This is a genomic window from Bradyrhizobium australafricanum, assembly GCF_020329495.1.
Classification (GTDB): Bacteria; Pseudomonadota; Alphaproteobacteria; order Rhizobiales; family Xanthobacteraceae; genus Bradyrhizobium; species Bradyrhizobium australafricanum.
Genome location: NZ_JAGKJL010000029.1, coordinates 98,355 through 116,573 on the forward strand (window position 1 = coordinate 98,355; position 18,219 = coordinate 116,573).

Sequence of the window (18,219 nt, forward strand, 5' to 3'; positions counted from 1 at the left end):
GAGGTCGAGACGGAGGTGGCCCTCCGTGTTTTAAGTCGTGGATTCATGGACCTGCACCGCGGTGTCCGCGCGGGCGAGATCGTAAATCCGTATGCGCTTCCCGAGACCATGGTCGAGGGGATGCAGATGGTCTCGAAGTTGTGTCTCATGGCCTCGATCGAAGATCTCGGCGACAGCATTCATTGCCTATCCGATATCGCCCGCCGGCTGCCTGTCGGCGAATGGGGATTGCCTCAGTTCGCCGACCCGTTTCGCTTCGCAGAGGTGAAGCTTCTTTCAACCGAGCCGGCCGCTCCGACGGAAGAATGTCAGGCGCTGGCGGCCAAGGGGCTCTCCGACGACGCCTTTGAGGGCGTGCACCATCGTCAACTCCGGGAAATTGTGCAGCGGGTCCGCGCCGCAACCCGGCTTCAGATTTACTCTGTCCTGCGTGAACGGATTGTTCGAAGACCGGTCTATGAGCGACGGGAGCTCTCCGATTTCCTCGAGGAGCACGGGATAGTCGTTGCTGACGAATTGATGCGTCAGTGGTCGACAGAGATCCCGCTCGGCGCTCTTCGCCGAGATGGCTCCTTCAACATCTGCGCGAACTGCGGCGGACTTCTCTACCCGCACCGAGATACCGAGCATTTCCCGGATGGCCGCTGCAGAATTGGGCCGTGCCTGGAAGAAGCTCCCTCGTCTCGAGTCAGCGCCACAGTCGCCGATGCGACGGGCTGGCGCGTCTTCCGGGACGACATCCTGGCCTTTTGGGTGGGGCCGGGCCTGGCGGAGATCCGCCTGTACGACCAACTGCGCGCCGCCGGCGTCGATGTGACGCTATATCCACGTGACGACGCAGCCGATGTCGGCCGCTCCCATGAACTCGGCATCGATGTGAAGAGCTATTCCTGTCCAAGGTTGCTGGGAGAGGTGCTCACCGAACGTCTCGGCGGCTTGACCTCCTTCGATGACCGATACGTCGCAATTCCCGACGCCACCGTGAGGCGCAGGCCGCATTACCTCAATGATCTTCGCCAGGCCTACCGCGGGGCCACGTCCGTCAAGTTTGCGACCGTAAGTGAGGTTGCGCGAGCGGTGATCGGATGAGGCGCGCCCCCGAAGGTTATGTGCCGGCCTTGCGGGTCCAATGGATGGCATGCGTGATGCATGACATCCTCGGCCTGAAACGACTGAAAGAGGCGCCTGCGCTTCTGTCGGGCTACCGCTCCATCACCAGGCATCCGGCCCTGCGCGAGGCCCGTAGAGCCATCCGAAACCTGCGCCTGATCGGCGTGAACATCGAGTCGGAGGCGCATCTTCAGGAAGCGATCATCGAGGCCCGGGCATGGGAGGAGGATCACTCCTCAAACGACGACTATATCGAGCCACCATTCGACATCTCGACAGATCCCGGCACCGGTTTCGCTATTCGCGAGCGCGTCAGGGGCGACGACCTTCGTCGAAAGGCGATGTTGCAAGCCATGCTGAGCGAATTGCCGCACGACGAGCACGGTCGCGTAGCGGCAGACGCCTCACGAAGATTTCGGTTCCGCGTCGATGGAGAGAGCGGGCCGGACGTCATATGCGACACGCGTGAGCTCCAGGGTCTCCGGCCAGCACCTGCGATCGCGCCCGACAAAAGGGAACGGGCACCGATAGCAGTGACCATCCAGGATCTCGAGCAGGTTGCCCGGATCCTTGACGAGGAGGACGCCGGAGATCCAACGCGCGTTCCGCGGAACTTCCTGAAAAGACTGCGATCGGAAGGACGCGCGGTGTTTTCAGTGCTCTCTCCTCAGGGAGCGTCTCTCAAGACCACCGATACCATCTCGCTCGATGGGCTGAGCCACATGATCGGGCTCCCCGGTGCAGGTAAGTCGACCTTGATCTTCCTTCTCGTTGTTCACCTCGCGCGGCAGGAACGACGGGTCACACTGCTTGTTCCATCGATCGAGTTTGCGCTGGCGCTGGACGCAGATCTGGCTCGCTACCGGGTGCCAACCGCACTCCTGGTTGGACAGTCACCGGACGCCAGGAAGCGACATGCAACGCGCCTTGCGGAGCGGATCGCCACCCTTGATAGCGGTGGCTTTGGACAAACGGCGCCGGGCGCCGAGCTATTGGGCACCCAATGCGCCTTGTCGGCATTCGTGTCCGTTCCGCCGCCTGGCTTCGACTATCCGCATGAACAGCCCCCCTGTTCCTCCATCCGCCAGGCGACGCTCAAAAAGGACGGAAAAGAGGGGAAAGAAATCGAACGCCTTTGTCCGCTTGCGACTGCGTGTGGCCGCCAACGCTCATCGCGGCGCCTGGCTGACGCGGAAGCGCTGGTCCACATCGGGCACGTGATCTCGACCGAAGTCGCTTTGTCCCCTCATTTCCACGCCGAGAAGATGCGACAATTCGAGAGGGTGGCGCGGACCAGCGATCTCGTGATCATCGACGAGGCCGACGGTGCCCAGGCCGCCCTCGACGACAAGGGCTTTGCCGAACTCCATCTCTTCGGGTCGACAGACTCCTACGAGTCGATTCTGCTCGACGACGTCTACGACCCCGTCGCCTCCGGACGCGGATTCGCACTATCAAATTCGATTGAGAATTATACGCTCGCATCAAACCGCTTCATGCGGCTGAACCGGGCGCTTCGCGCTCATCTTCTCGAGCGGATGGCCGAGGAGCGCGGCGTCCTCGCCCGGTTCGAGAACGCCTTCGTCACCGGAAACTCGATCCTGGCAAGCATGTATCTGGATCCGAGTGTCGACGAAGACGAGCCTGGCAATCGACGCTTCGACCTGATCAGGAAACTGTTCGACCAACTGGTTCGCTCGGTTCTCGCGGGCGACACCGGAGGAGATGGCGAAGACGACCTGCAGGAGAGGCTGGATCTCGATCGCGTCGCTCGTGACCTGAACATCGATCCTGCTGCTCTCGCACCGGCTATCATCCGTTTTCGAACCGCGCTCACGACGCTGTTAAATGCCCGCCTGGTCGAACGTTTCGAGGAAAATTACGACGAGATGCGCGCGGCATTCTTCGGCGTGCTGCCTCCGCGCGCCGACCTCGATCCGCAAGAGGCCCGGATTCTCTTCCGCTTCCTGGTCGAGGTGACCACGATTGTACTGCAATTCCTCGCATTGGTCCCGGCGCAATACGCGATGATCGCAGAAGGCGTTCACACTGAGCGCGTTTTCGGGCAGGGGGTCACAGCGGACCTTCGCAGAAATCTGCCAGAATCCCTGATCGGCCGTCTTTCAGGAATTCGATTTGCCAACGACACCAACGAGCGCGGGCAGCGTTCGTTACGGCTGCAATACCTCTCATTCGCCGGTGTTCCACGGCTGCTCCTCTACCATCTATCGGAAATGCTGGCCGAAGATGGCATCAGGGGGCCGGCGGTGCTGATGGCGTCGGCCACCAGCTATCTCGCGCCAAGTCCAAGCTACCATGTGCCGGTACGGCCAAGCTACGTCTTACGTCGCGAGGGAGAAAGCGAAGCCTGGCGACAGAGCGTCTACTCCTTCCTTGCCGTCCCCGACCCGGATCGACGAGGTGAATTCGTCCGTGTCAGCGGTGCCGGCTCGGAGCGCGAGCGGAATCACGCACTCCGGCTTCTGACCGATCATTTCTTCTCGGGGTCTGACCCGCTCGTCCATCAACTACGCGACGACCAGTTCGATCCCGGCAGACGCACTGGGATTGTCGTCAACTCCTACGACCAAGTGGCCTTCATCAAGGACCACCTCAAGCGCACGTCGTCTTCAGCTCACCGCGTCATTGGTGTCTCGGCCGATGTCAGCAAGATCCCCGTGTCGGAGCGGTCGCAATGGGTTTCCGCAAGCCAAGTGGAAATGCTCGGCGCCAGGGATGATTGGGATGCGATCGTTTTCCCAATGAAGGCCATCGGCCGAGGCGTCAACATCGTCTTCACCGATGGGGATCGCGTGCGGGATGCGGTGCTTGGCAATATCGCCTTCTTTGTCAGGCCGCATCCGACGGCGGACAGTCTCGCATTTACGGGCGGCTTGGCCGGCCAACTCGCACTGAAGTTCGATCAACGCTCGATACCGGCAACCGCCGACCTTGCCGGCCTCGCGCGGGAGTGGCGTTCAGCGCGCGATGACGCACTGGACGCTCTCCGATGGCTGCTCCGGCGTCCCCAGCAGATGAGCCGGCTCGGCCGCATGATCCGGCCATTTGTCGCCGACGGGATGGTTGATCTCCTGCAGACGATCGGTCGCGCCATGCGCAACGGATGCAAGACGAGAGTTTTCTTTGTCGACGCGTCATTCGCACCTCAATCGGCCCAAAACCGGCGGGATACCCAGCGGAGCAGCATGATCGTAGCAATGCGCGATGTCCTGGACGGCCTGCTCTCAAGCCCCGATCCCGTAGAACGCGAGATCTACAAACTTCTCTACGAACCGTTCCTTTATCCCTTGAAGGCCTGTTCGAATGTGGTCTTTCCGGAGATGGATCCGGAATGACCGAAAATCTGGAAGAACAGCTCTTCGTCAAATCAAAGGTCGGACAGTCGACGCTCGAATGCGCATTGGTCTGGCGCGGGCTGCCGGTATCCTCCAATCCGCCGATTCCTCCGGTCCGTTTCAGATGGACGGAGATTGCGGTCAGTGTCCTGAAACGAATTCGGAGGATGGCTCAGGACACGCGCCGCCCCGAAGGGAAGGAGCTTCCATATGCGGATCTGAGGGCCTCCATCCAGGCCCGAGTCTCAGGAATGATCCTGCTTGAAAGCTGGATTTTACCCACGAAGGACGATGATCCGTTTTTCGCGGCCATCGGCTCACCCACGGAGGTGAAAGTAGCCGCCCATCGCGCGGTATCCGTTTGGGCGCAGCTGACGCTCCGGGAATGGGTCGAGAAACTAGGCATCGATTGCGGTGACGTCGACTTTTTCGAACAGAAAGCCCTCAAAGGGGAACTGCTCGAACAGATCACTTCACCTCCGATGCCGTTTGAAGGCAGCGTCCCTGACGCCCTTCAATACGAATTCCACCAGCTTTCAGATGCTCTGCTGGCGATCGCCGCATCCGCCCTGGACGGGACCGAACTGTTTCCAGGGTTGGGTCCCGTCCACCGCGTGATCGAGCGAGACTACGGCAACGCCATCTCGTTCGAGACCTGGCCCTCCACGTTACCGGGCAGCAGCGACATGTTCTCGATGGTCGCTCAAGTGTCTGTCGCCACTCGACCTTCTTCGAGCCTGCCATTCCTGGTCGTAAAGGCGAGCAAAAAGATCTGGTGCAGCGAACTCCCGACCGCAAACCAGTTATTTGGGCGCCGGCGCATTTCGATCCGGGTTGCGATGCGCTCTCCTGTCACACGAGCAGTCACGCTCTCAGCCCGCCTCGACAAGGGGCTACCTGCGGTCAAACTGGATCCCCTCATCTACGAGGCGGGCCGGACGACCGGCGAATCGTTCGACGACCTGGCAGCGCTCGTGAAGTCACGCGGCCGGCTGCCGGACCTCTTTGTGGGAGTGCCCTTCCGCTACGGCTACAGGCCCGTTCCAGAACTGCCAACGGGCGTGACTTTGCAGGATCAGGTTGACCTGACCCGCACTGTGAGCGAACACCTCGCTGTGTTCGGTTTCGAACCGTCCCGCCTGCGAATTCTAAATTCCGCAACCAACCGTCCGACCGAATTTCACTCCCAAGCAACGCTCTTCAATCTCATCAATCATCACTTCGGTCGCGTGCCGGAAGAGGACGTTCCTGCTCGCATTGAGGAGCTCTTCGGGGCTCCGGAGAAGAAGCCGCGCGGCCGGCCGCGGCCGGTCAAGACCGTCGATCTCGAGCCATTGCTCGCGGCAAACCAGGAACGCCTGGACAAAGCATTTGGAGCAGGCGTCCGGATCGATCTCGGTTTCGTCTGCCGGCGTGAAGCCGAGGAGACCATTTTCCGGTCGGTTGTCGGCCTGCTCTTCGGCGATCGGGTGAACGTTGTGCGCTATGCGATGCCTGACGGGGTTCATGGACTTCGGAAGGACCTCGACGGCGAAGCCAAAATGAGCCGCGTACAGCGCGCTGCCGCCCGCCGGGACGCATGGGCGGCCCTGGCCGGTCAAATGCGGGACCTGTCACCAGGTTCGCCGGTCATTGTCCAGGCGGCGCGCACCTATGAGGGACGAGACGAAGACGTCCTCAATAAGGAAGTGGGCCGCAACTCCCTGGCGACGATCGCACGCTGCAGCGTGCAATACCTCTTGCCGCCCGACCACGGCAAAGCCGCTGAATACATGCATCGGGTGCAGGCAGCGCTCTACGACCTGCTGTTTGGCCATGCGGGATTGGGACCGGTGCCGGCGCCCCTGGTCAAGACAGCTTTCCCGGCAGAAAGCCGCCCCCGCTTGATCGTCGGGATATCCGTGGTCTCGCAAGCGTCCTCACGGACAGGGCGCCCCGAAGGCGCCACGCTTGCGGCCGCGATGAAGATCGAGATCGCGACGGGACGAATTTCCGGACGCATTGGCTTCGTTCGCAACGGGATCCTCGACGCCGGAAAATTCGAACAGCTGTCAACAACCCTGGTCGATGTCGCATCCGCCGGGGTGACTTCGTTGGGCGACAAGCTCCCTGAGCGTCGGAAGAATTTCCTGAGCTTCTTGCGATCGATCGTAAACGAAATCGCGACTGAAGATCCTCACGCGCTCATTTTGGTGGAGTCCACGACCACCAGATCGTTTTGGAAGTGGCTTTCCGACGAGAACATCAGTTCCGAGCTTTATTTGGACGATCCTGCCGTGCGCCCGCCGTCATCCTGGAAGGGATTGCGTTTCGTTCGCGTCAGGGAAGGATCTGCTGGGCGGCTCGCCGTGGAATCGCACCGCCAATGGATTCCAGTCACCCGAGACGGCCGTCGCCGTCCTGAAAGTCCAGTTGACGACGTATATGCGACCGCGATTGAACGCCTCGTCGAAAGCATGGCCGAAGGAAACGCGCGAGCGCGGCACTACCTGACTGCTCACGGGTTCAATGTCCGGAATCGTGGCGCAAGAGGGCAGTCCGTCTATCGCAGCAAGCCCGGGTTCCGCAAGGCGGATGCGCATTCTACCAAGGGTAAGGCGGAATTCAGCGATCGCGTTCTCTCGAAACCTGGCGAAATCACCCCGTGGGACGCGCCCTCCCGGATTCCGGTGACACTCGAGGTCACTGTAATCCCGTCTCAACTCGGAGACGACGAGGACGCAGTCGCAACGCTGGTTTCGGCCCTGCGCAACGGCTATTCGCACACCGCCGACGAAACCTTCCTGCCGGCGCCGCTGTCCTTCAGGTCGAAGATCCTCGACTACATGGACCGATACGGTACCGGCGCCGAATTCGACGATCCCGATGCTGATCTCACCGACGGGGACGATGATGATGCGCTCGCAGCGCCTTCATCCGATCGCTACGAACCGGTTGGCTACGCTGAGACGAAGCGCTGGTTCGAAGGAGCCGGTGACGTTGAGGACGACGTGCCAGACTTCGACGAAGAATTTAGCGCTCACCGCGTCGAGAGCGACAGCGACCCCGTTCGATCCGAGACCGATCTAGAACAACCGCCTAATCCATCCGCGCCTATTCCGGCGCCTTTGCCCTCCAGTGATATTGCCATGACACAGCCCACAGTGAACGCTTCGCTCGAGCCGTCGACACCGAATATCGATGAATCGCAGCAAATCGATACGTTCATCACGACCTTGCGAAGCCCCTCCGCGCCGCTTCCCTCATTCGTCACCGAAGAGTTTCTCGCAAACGCCATCCATGTCGTGAACTCCGACACCAGGCATATGCACGAGGACCGGGACTGGATCCGCAACGTGACCGGCTTCCCATGGCCGGAGGAGAGGCCGGCGGTCCAGGAGATGCCGGCAATTTACCGGGAGGCACTCCGCTATCCGGCATTCGCCGTCGTATTCCAGCATCAGTTCTTTCCAGACGACCGCCGAGGACTGCCAAAAAATCAGATCATCACAAAGAACCACGAACTTTGGCGCCGCCTCCGTACCCAGAAACCGCTTGCTAAAGGCGAGACCCATCTGTCGGTACTTTGGGCACTTCACGCATCGGAGAACGGCGGAGACAATGACGCTCAGCTTGCCGAGACACTGGGACTTCCCGGACATGCAGCATGGAATACGAAATGCTCGGAGGCGGCTGAAGGACTCAACAGGTTGGAGGCCCGTGAGGGGCCTTGGGGTGAACTAGGCCGATATTTGCGCGCCGTGGTCGGTCCGTTTCAATTGTTCGGTAACGCTCAGACGATCGGCGAGGTGATTGAGCAAGTCGTCATTCCATATGCGATGCGCCAGTCGCCCGCCCAAAGTCCAAATATTTCTGAACTGGTCCGCGACGAAGCAAACTCGACTGCCGGAGTCGAGACCTCTGCCGAAGGGACTACAGTTCACCCGAACAACTTCGACGAAGTCGGGCTCGCCTGGACACGGCAAATCGATGCGCTAGACACCCTCGCGAAGGAAGGGCGGCAGACCGGCCCAATGGACGATTCGGTCCTGTCCAGGCTTCAGGATGTCTTCGCGGCATTGGGAGCGCTTCACGAGCGGGCAGTCCAACTCGCGCCAGCAAAGCAACCGACCTCCGAACTTCGGGATGCACTTCGCCTTCTCGCCACCAAAGCAGCTGACGCGCTGACATCACTAACCGGTGATGCGGCCAATGCCCCGGACATCTTCACGCGCCTGTTCGAGGTCGCAACTGAAGCTGAAACGGAACAATTGCAACGTGCCGCCGGACTCCAGGCCGAGGCTGAGGAGGCGATCAAATCATCCGATGTCCTTGGGGCAGAAATTGTCCGCCTCGAGACGACGCTTCCGTTGTTGCAAGCCCGACAACAGACTACCGTACTCTACGAAGACCGCGCGGAAGCTCTGCGCCGCGCCCTCGACCGCATCGGTCTCGCACTCGACAGCCTCCCCCTCGTTGAGCCCGCCGTCAAGGTTGCTCCATTAGAGGAGCCCAGGCCGGCCGGTCCGACACACCAGGAAGCCATCCCGGAGCTGGTCGCCGGGACTCCTGTCGCGCTTGAATCTGAACTCGATCCCGTTCTCGAGCAGGACATCCAGGACACCGTTATCGAGGCCCCTCCAGAAGAAGAGATCGCCGATCTGGCGCTCGCGGCAAGCCCGAGCAAGGCACTTCCCGAGTCAGATCAGGCAGACCCGCTTCGAGATGAAATCATCACACGGCTTGATGGCCTATTTTCTATCGGGGAACATGGTCTTGCTTTCCATCTTCGCAACTGCGCCTCAGCGGTGCTGCAGGCGACCGATGATATCTACACAGCGACAGAGCTTCGCTTGGCGGCGACCACCGGACGGGCACTCGGGCTCTCTGGACAAGATCTTGAGACCCTGAGCTCAGTCCGGAGTGACGCACTCGCCCTGGCCCAGTCGCTCGGGGAGCAAACGGACGATCGATCAATCGCTCGACTGACTCTGCTTCTGAGCGGGAGCATCGCTGCAGCATTGTTCAGGCCCGAAGACGGAGCTGCCGTTCCGTTGGTCGGGAGCATTGCGAAATTAGGACCGTTCGAGCGCTTCCGAAAGCTCGTATCCGTCGTCGAGGAGAACCGGAAACTGGGCTTCCCCATCACCGTCGCCAACCTCCTGGCGGTCGAAGCTCATTCGCGGGACGACAAGTTCATCTCGGAATCGGTAGAGGCCATCAAGGAAGCGATTTCATCGTTCAGGTCGACGCGCTTTCGTTTCCATGTTGGCGATCGCCTGCGTAACGCCTTGATGACCCCTCAGGCCCTCCTTGGCCGGCTGTTGACCGAGTTGACCGAAGCGGACCAGACCGTCGCCCGGGAAGCCGCAGAGCGACTACGGAGTCGCGCCGAGATTCTGCGCCTCCTCGACGAGACCCTCTCCGGCCTGAGTGGCGGCCACGAAATTGATGGACAGTCCCGTGAGCGCGCATTCGCCGTATTGTCGCGAGTGGGGCAACAGTGCGCCGACCTGGTTCGATCCATCGACGGTCTGAGCGCGCTTCGACGCTCCCCCAACCGACTGGAAGCTGTGCAGCGGATGCGGGACGACGCGCTCGCCGGCATAGACGAAGCAATGCTCCCGCAGTCTGGCGGGGGGGCATTGACCAGAGCGTCTGTACAGCAAAGCGAAGCGATCCTGGCGCCGCTGCGCGACATGCTCGCCGGACGGCGACCATTTGATCGGGATGCTCCTCCCCTGGCAGTCGGCCTCCATACGCCCTTGCTTTGGCTACCCAACATGACCTGGACCGGCGGATGGACGCCTTCGCCGTACAATCCGGACCGCCTTCTTCAAGAAATCATGGGCGTGAATACCCCATTGGTCGGCGCCGACCCTGCCGCCTCGATCACGGAGGCATTCGAGCATCGGCGCACGGAGTCGGCCTTCGTCCCCGCCTACATGCTCCTGAACATCGCCCACTGGTACGGGATCGGATCGGCCGTAACCGACGCGCTGCGGTCGAAACTCGACGCCGATAAGGAGGCGAAGAAGAACCAGGTTGCGATGCGGCTTCGCGATACCGAGCGGACGATCGAGCGGATGCGCAGAATGGCGGTCGGCTCTCTTGAACAGTCGGCTCGGCTCAAGGAGACACTGTCGACGATCCATCCCCGCAATCTGCCAGTGGAATTGCCTCCAACATTCCTGCCGGAGACAATCGCCGGCGACAGGGTCGAGGATTTCAACTCGGCCTTCGCTCGCATTCGGGAGGTCGAAACCGAGGCGCAGCGCGAGTTCGAGAAGGCCACGAACGAGTACGCTAACGAGATTTCCCAACTGGATCACGAAGGAAAGCTCGACCCGCAGACGGGAGCAGAGCTCCGCAGCTTGCTGACGCGACGGGAATTCACGACCCTTGCCGACTGGCTGAATATGATCCGCGCCGACGGCATCCGCAAACCTGCGCTGCCGACCGGGCCGTTAAACGGGCGGCTGGCGCGCTTCAAGTCTCTGCTTCCGCAATTGACCTCTTTGGACGTCTTGCAGGTGGCGAGAGCCATCGACGGGGGCCGCGGCTTCGGGCCACTCGACTATGGTCACCTTGAACAGGAGCAACGCACACAGGCTGCCAACATTGCTCGCACTTTGCTGCCGGCACTCAAGCGCCATATCAAGGCTTCCGCTGGACCTCAGATTGGAGAGACGCTCGCCAACATCGTTTCCCAGCTTCTGTTCGAAGTCGGCAAATGTGAGATCGATCAGGTACTGACGCGAATTCGCCAACAGGTATACGCCTTCGACGCAAAGGTATCTCTGCCGTCCCTCGACCCATACTCGCTGCTCCTTCCCGAGTTCGGGAGCGTGACCCAAGGCTCCTGGCGCATCTGCGTCGTCACGTCGACCGTATCGCACCAGGGTCTTCTCGAGCTGGCAGACGGCGCAGGTCCCCGCGGCGTTCTGGTGCTCTATCTCGGGGTGCTCAATTCTGAGCGCAGGGCTCAACTTCGCCTTGATCTGTTCAAGCGACGCCGTGCAATGCTGGTCGTCGACGAGGCACTTATCGCTGTCGCTCTGGCCGACAAGGACGATCACCGCCGTGCCATCATGGAGATCGGGCAGGGATATTCGGGAGCGGACCCCTACAAGGACTACGGGAGATCAGCCGTTCCCCCAGAAATGTTCAAGGGACGCTCGTGGGAACGGCAAGAGATCGTAAAGCCGGTCGGATCGTTCATCGTCTTTGGCGGCCGGCGCCTTGGCAAGACGGCATTGCTGCAACAAATCCACGCCACACCGCCCGCCAACGCTGAATTCGCGTATGTCGACGTGGATTCTGTCGTTGACGCGTCGGACGCCTTCGAGCGAATCTCCAGTCGCGTCACGATTTTCCCCCGAGCGGTTCGAAACGGCGAAGAGTTCACATCGGCCATCATGGCCTGGCTGGCGGCTGACGAACGGCGCCGGATGCTCCTTTTGATCGACGAGGTCGACAACTTCCTTCTGAACGAAGCGGGGACGGGCTTCCGCTGCATCAGGACCCTTCTTCAGCTGATGGCGGACTCCAAGAACCGGTTCAAATTTGTGCTGGCTGGGCTGCACAATGTGTCCCGACTTGCACGCACCGAGAACTCGCCTCTCGTCCACATCTCCAACGATCCGCTGCAGATCGGTCCGCTGCTGGACCAGGACGTCGACGACGCCGAGCTCCTGGTGAGGGGGCCGCTTGCGGCCATGGGTTTTGAGTTTGAGAAACGAGAGGATGTCTGGCGGATCCTGAGCTTCACGAACTACTACCCCGTCCTCATCCAGCTGTTTTGTGAGGAACTGCTGCGGATCATCCATGTCCGGGCTCAACAGACCAGCCGCCTCCCGGATCAGATCACCACATCGCTCGTCGAGGATGCGCTCAGGTCGTCTGACGTGAGGACCAAGCTATTCGCCACGTTTGAAAAGACGATAGTCTCGATCGAGGGGCGATATGAGCTTCTGACCTACATTCTTGCCGCCCGAGAGCTTCTTGAGAGAGATTCTGGTATGGCGGCCGAGGGAATGACGTCGGCTGAGGTGGCCGAGCGCGCCGTAGACTATTGGCCCGCAGCGTTCCCGCCAGGCAGCGACCCCATTGAAATCGAGTATCTCCTCGAAGAGATGGAAGGCTTCGGCATCGCGCGGCGGACCGTTACCGGCGGTTTTGCGCTTAGGTCGCGCAGCGTTCTGGAGTTGATGGCATCCGACGAGGCTGATTTGACGAGAAAGCTCGAAAGTTATCGTCAAAAGGAGGCCCCGCCGAAGGTCTTCGATCCCAAGAACTTCCGGCGCACCCTCGGGAAGCCGTTACCGGGGGTCGATAGCTCGGGCCACGTGTCACCGCTGACCGATGGCCAGGAATCTGACCTCATCGCTCCGTTTGCTCCCGCGGTTAACACCACCCCGGTCGCAACGACGGCGGCACCACGCTCGCGGGGTATCGGCGTCGTCTTTGGCACCCCTTGCGCTGGTATTCATTACGTTGAATCCGCATTGAAGGACTCCAGCCGCGTCAAGGACGGCCTGGTCGAAATCGAGTTGCGGACCTACGAGGCCAAAAAGGACCTCATTGAGGACGCTCGGCGGGCGTCGAAAACGGGACAGCCGAGGGTGCTTGTTGTCTCGCTTGATACGCCATGGCGGCCTGATTGGGTCGTGGAGGCTGAGCGGGTCGGACGCATCCGAAAGGGCGAAGTCAGGGTCGTGTTCTTGGGTGGTCCAGAGCACGCGACGGCGTGGTCCAGCGACATCACGGTCCTCAAGCGGGTCATGCCGCAGATCAAGACGGTAAGGCTGAGACCAGTTACGCGATCCTATCTCGGCGCCAGGCTCGAATCTCTTCAGCTGTCGGGCGACCTGGTGGCCCGCATAATCAAGGCCACTGGCGGTTGGTCGGAAACTGTCGGCCCGTTGTTGTCACGTATCTCAGAACGGCCTGCGCAGGCCTCCTCGCTCATCGATGCGGACGCAGAAAGCTTGCCCGCGTCCAGCGCCCTATTCGAACGCCTGGGAATCCCGCCAGAGCTGGAGAAGTTCTTCCGCGAGCTTGCGCAGTATGCTGATGGGTCGACAATCACGTTCAAGGACTTCCAGTATCTTTGCTCGTCTGACGGACGCTCGATTTCACCAAGCGTCCTCGCCGTCTACAGCGATTTGCTCGGGATCATCTCGTTTTCTCCCGACCACTCCGGCAATCGCAGTCTCCGTAAAGTGGACCTGAACCCGCTCGTCCACGCAGCGCTTCTCCGTTCGGAATAGATCATGGACCGGCAGCAACTCTGGTGGGCGCAACCCGGCCCTGCAAATGTAATCGGGAAGATTGTGCTGAGCGTGGCGCGCAAGCGGAGGGCAATTTGCATCTCCGCACCACAACCTCGTCCAGCGGGCTTCTCTGCAGCAATCGAACGCAGGCTGCGGGCAGAATTGTCCCTCGAATGCGTTACTATCAACGTGGCCGACCAGGATCAGTCCCAGGCCATCCCACACCTTCTTGCCGGCCTGTTGAATGTGCCTGCGGTGGAAATCGGATCGGTCTCCGATTTCGCCTCCCATCCAAATCTCGTCGACGAGGTGCTGATCGTCGACGGTGTGGAGCGCGTACATCTGCGACGATGGAGTCTCTTCCTACGTCAGCTGCTGGCTGAGCCGGTAGGGGAGGCGCTCGTAGGCCCTATCGTCCTGCTGCTCCTTCCGGTGGGATTGAGCCGCGAGGAACTGGCCTCACTTTGCGGCCCGGCCGAAGTCATTTCGACGCTGGGGATGACCGATCGCTACGATTGCGCGAGCTATATCGCCGGGATCGGCGGCCGCCCCACCCAAGACCTGCTTTCCCGCGTTGGACATGCGGCGACCATCGAGGTCGCAGCCTGGTCTCGCGAAATGATCGAAAAGATGTTCGTCTGGGATCCCGCGGACCAAATCGACCCACTTCCGCTCCTCGCGCGGGAGGCTACGGGATCGAACCTCCTATACCCATGTTGGGAGAACGGTCTTGTCGACTACTGGGATGACGAACCTGCGGCGCACCCCGTAGCGGCCGTCAAACATGGCTTGGAGGATCATGTTCGCAGGAGGCTCTGGACAGCGCAGGCAAGCGTGCTCCTACCCTTCACGCACCGAATCCTGAGGTCACTCATCTCCAAATACCGCCATGTCCTGGCAAAGAAGATCTCTCCGCGAACGCCGCTCCGAAAAGACATCAATGGTCGTCGTTTCGAGATCACTGACTTCTGGAAGATCGAGTTCTACGATTTCAGGACACACACGGAGCACTTGCTCACTCCGCAGGAAGCCGACCTAGTCAAGATTGCCGCATGGACGCGGAACAAGGTCGCACACAAGGATCTCATCGACTCGAACGGGATAACTTTGTTTTCCGAGCACTACGAGGCCAACAGGGAGACCCTCGACTGCGACATCCCCGGCTGGAACTGGCCCCGGTGCGGACAGACTATGACACTGACGGTAGGGCCTTCGGGCGCCGGCAAATCCAGGTGGTCAGCCGAGCAGGGAATTGACGTCGTCTCGTCCGACGAAATCCGAAAGGAGCACAGCAGCGACGGCGAACTCCCCGGAGACCAATCGGACGTATTTCATCGCGTCCGGTCGCGTAGTTCTCGCCTCTTGGGGGAGGGGCGCGATGTCATCGTCGACGCGATGCACGTGGAGCCCGAGCATCGCCTGAGGCAGGTCTCAATTGCGCCTCCGGACCTCAAGGTTCGATATGTGATCATCGATCGGCCGCTTGAGGAGAAGCAACGCGACGCCGGCTGGCGCGCAAAGAAGGGGGTAGTCGAGCAATATCATGCGACCTTCACAGCCCAGCTGCCCGCAGCCCTGAATGGCGACGGGAGACAGGACATTCAGGTGGTCGACCTTCGCTCTCGAGGTGGCACGAGCGCGCAATAGTAAGCGCCGTTCAGTGCCCCAATTGACCGCCGAGAGTAGCAAGACATGTAAATCAGCGCCTCGTTTGCCCCCTTTCGGCGCCCAACCTTGACCCCATTCCGCAGCACCTAACTGGCTGAGGTTGTATCTGAAAAGGTCGTGTAGCTGGGGTCAAGGTTTGACGCCGAAAGGGGGCAATATTCGGAGCCGAAACACAGCTGCCCCTCAAGAAGGGAGATGCTGCCGTGTCCGCGGTGAATGCGCGCCCCGTGCGTGGCGTCCGCGGCGACTACCAAGTGAAATTGAACCACGGTGTGAGCAAGCTCTATCAGGGCAGGCGGCACACGGTCGGCGTGATCTTCCACACGCGACCTGAGTGTTTGAAGTAGCCAGGTCCGGTCACCATTGGTGCCGGACCTGTGACCGTCCTTTTGCGCGACGCCGGCGCTGGATTGCTATGGACGGTCGGGGGAGGGCGGCGCGAATCCTTGAATAGGCGGTACGGAACCACGATATTTCGAGTTTAAATCATATTGCGTGAAATCAATGGAATTGCACCTCGTTCCGGACACCAACTTATTCTTCGAATTCAAGGCGCTCGAGAATCTACCGTGGGAGGAACTCGGGCATGATCCGATCGTCCTGCTGCTGACGAAACCGGTCTTGGACGAGATTGACCGGCACAAAAAGGGCGGGGGACGCACGCGCGACCGAGCGCTCGACATCTTCGGTCGGTTTCGCTCAATGCTCGAGACCGGCCTTAGTAACTCCGAAATCCGGGCGTCGGGTCCGAAGGTCATTCTGCGCCGCGCCACCGCGGTCCTGCCGGATCCCGATCTTAAGGACCACCTGGACTATGACCGGGCCGACGATCGGTTGATCGGAATCGTGTCGGCGCTGAAGAAGCAGGCGGGAAATCACGGATTGAAGCTGTTCACCGACGATGGCGGTCCTGCCGGCATGGCGCTCGATCTGGGCGTGCCGTACGCAATGATTCCGCAGACTTGGCGGCGCCCAGCTACCGAGACGACCGAGGCAAAGCAGATCCGTGAGCTCAAGAAGGATCTCGCGGCGTATCGCGACCAGGAGCCAAAGATCAAGATCCGCTGCGCGACCACGGGCGCCGACGGCCTCGTCAAGGCCATAGGCAAGGCGGCTAACCCGCTGACCGAGACAGAGATTGCCGACCTTGTCGAAGCGCTACGCCTCAAGCATCCGCTGCGTGCCGATTTCACGCCGCCGGAGGCAACGACCACCACCGACGCATCAGGGGAGACAAAGAGAGTCGAATACTCGGCGCCGTCAGATGAGGAGATCGCCAAGTATCGTAACGAGGTCTACCCGAAATGGCTCGACGATTGCCGCGGCGTGCTGCGCAGCCTGCATATGGGTCGAGACGTGGAGGCGCCGCCCGTCGTGCTGCGATGGGTCATGTCGAACGACGGATCGCGGCCGGCCGAACGCGTTCGGGTCGAATTTGAAACGGGCGGTAAGCTTGCGCTAATGCGCCCGCGCGGCGGGACAGATGACGTTGATGGCGACGAAGATGATGGGGACCGTCCGAGCACCTCGTCTACTCCAGAGCCGAGCCCGCGGCTGCCGCCCGCACCTAAGCCCCCGGCATTCGGTCGACGGGTCACGATCCTCTCGTCACCCGTCAAACCTGTGCCGACCCGCGGCTTCGATCTCGCCACAATTCGCGGGACCGATCCGTTTGCAGGATATGCCAGTGCCCTCAGCGCAACGGAAGAATTGGGAATGATGGGCCAATCTCCCTTTGCGACGTCCGACGCAATGCGCCGGATACAGGAGTCCATCAATGGCGTCACCCGGTTCGACGCCCTGATGCGCCCCGGCTTTGATCCGGCCGCCGCCATTTCCCGATTCGAACCAATCCCAAGCGTCCCGGTGCACCAGTTCCTTATCCCGGAGGAGCCGGCGCCCGAGGAGTTTTACTACGCGTCGTGGCCTGCAGATGAGCCGGTGCCGAAGGGCTCACTCACTTGCCAATTGTGGCGGCATCAGAGTGGAGATGAATTCTTCGAATTCAAGGTGCTCTTCGGCGAGGCCGGCGACGTGCGCGGCGTGGTCCAATGCACGGTGCACGCAGATAATCTAACGGTGCCGGCGCAGGCGAAGGTGATCGTCGGACGGAAGATTGAGCCCCTCGGGATGTTCGATTTGGCCAAAGCCATGGTCGACGCATCAAGTTGACCACGTACAGGACCTCGGCCGCCGGGATGGAGCTGGCGGCAAAATCCGGCGAGATCGTTTGTGTAGTTGACCGAGGAGTGGCGACTATTCGGGGGGCTACCGGAGCGCGTTATGGGTTTATTGCTTCATTCTACGCGATCTGATCACATCTAATTTTTGCATGTATTTCCGTACACGGGCGCTCTTGCAAGCACGGCTTTTGGCGTAAGGCGCTGATTATAAATGAGAATCAGATACGCTGTCGCGAAACGGTACCTTTTAGATGTCTAATCTGCGCCGTCGGCGGCGGCCAAGGGACGGCTGTGTCGTGCTCGTCAATCAGCAGCGAGCGAGAAGGCCGAATACTGTGCTCGTGTAATGCCTAGAGCACGCTGTTTTTATACGGAAACATAGCCTGAGTTTTTGAGATAGTTGGCGCACTCTTGTGCAGAAAAGAGGTCGAGGAGTTCGCCGACCTTGCGCCAGGTTGCCTCGACATCGCGCGGTTCTGCGGCTCGCATCAGATGTTTGAGCTTGGCGAAGACCTGTTCGATCGGATTGAGATCGGGACTGTAGGGCGGCAGGAAGAGCAGGTGCGCTCCGGTGGCGCGGATCGCATTGCGAGCGGACTTGCCCTTGTGACTGCCAAGATTGTCGAGGATGACGACCTCACCTTTTGC

The 18,219-nt window shown here is 60.7% G+C and carries 7 protein-coding genes; 6 read left to right on the forward strand and 1 reads right to left on the reverse strand.

Translation table 11 applies throughout. The features are described 5' to 3' along the window. Positions 1 to 45 precede the first annotated feature (45 nt). The 6 genes from J6525_RS24860 to J6525_RS24885 all read left to right on the forward strand — a co-directional run bounded on the left by J6525_RS24860 (position 46) and on the right by J6525_RS24885 (position 17,560). Entirely contained in the window at positions 46 to 1,089 is a 1,044-nt protein-coding gene (locus tag J6525_RS24860) for a restriction endonuclease-related protein (protein ID WP_225646677.1), read from the forward strand. Next, positions 1,086 to 4,466 (forward strand): pPIWI_RE_Z domain-containing protein, encoded by a 3,381-nt coding sequence (locus J6525_RS24865; RefSeq protein ID WP_283848642.1) that lies wholly within the window; start codon positions 1,086 to 1,088, stop codon positions 4,464 to 4,466. Before J6525_RS24860 ends, J6525_RS24865 begins: the two co-directional genes overlap by 4 nt. Then, complete coding sequence (locus J6525_RS24870; protein WP_225646678.1) at positions 4,463 to 13,717, forward strand: RNaseH domain-containing protein; 9,255 nt, start codon at positions 4,463 to 4,465, stop codon at positions 13,715 to 13,717. Before J6525_RS24865 ends, J6525_RS24870 begins: the two co-directional genes overlap by 4 nt. A 3-nt stretch (positions 13,718 to 13,720) precedes the next feature. Continuing rightward, positions 13,721 to 15,367: an ATP-binding protein gene (locus J6525_RS24875; protein ID WP_225646679.1), complete on the forward strand. Its 1,647-nt coding sequence runs from the start codon at positions 13,721 to 13,723 to the stop codon at positions 15,365 to 15,367. 197 nt (positions 15,368 to 15,564) lie between these two features. Further along, on the forward strand, positions 15,565 to 15,735 hold the full coding sequence (locus J6525_RS24880) for a 2OG-Fe(II) oxygenase (protein ID WP_376708559.1): 171 nt from the start codon (positions 15,565 to 15,567) through the stop codon (positions 15,733 to 15,735). 157 nt (positions 15,736 to 15,892) lie between these two features. Then, the gene (locus tag J6525_RS24885) at positions 15,893 to 17,560 is read left to right on the forward strand and encodes a PIN domain-containing protein (protein ID WP_225646680.1); all 1,668 of its coding nucleotides are present in this window, start codon (positions 15,893 to 15,895) and stop codon (positions 17,558 to 17,560) included. Positions 17,561 to 17,937: 377 nt separating this feature from the next. Here J6525_RS24885 and J6525_RS24890 read toward each other — a convergent pair. Next, the coding region (locus J6525_RS24890) for a transposase (RefSeq protein WP_225646681.1) at positions 17,938 to 18,219 on the reverse strand (282 nt) is incomplete at its 5' end.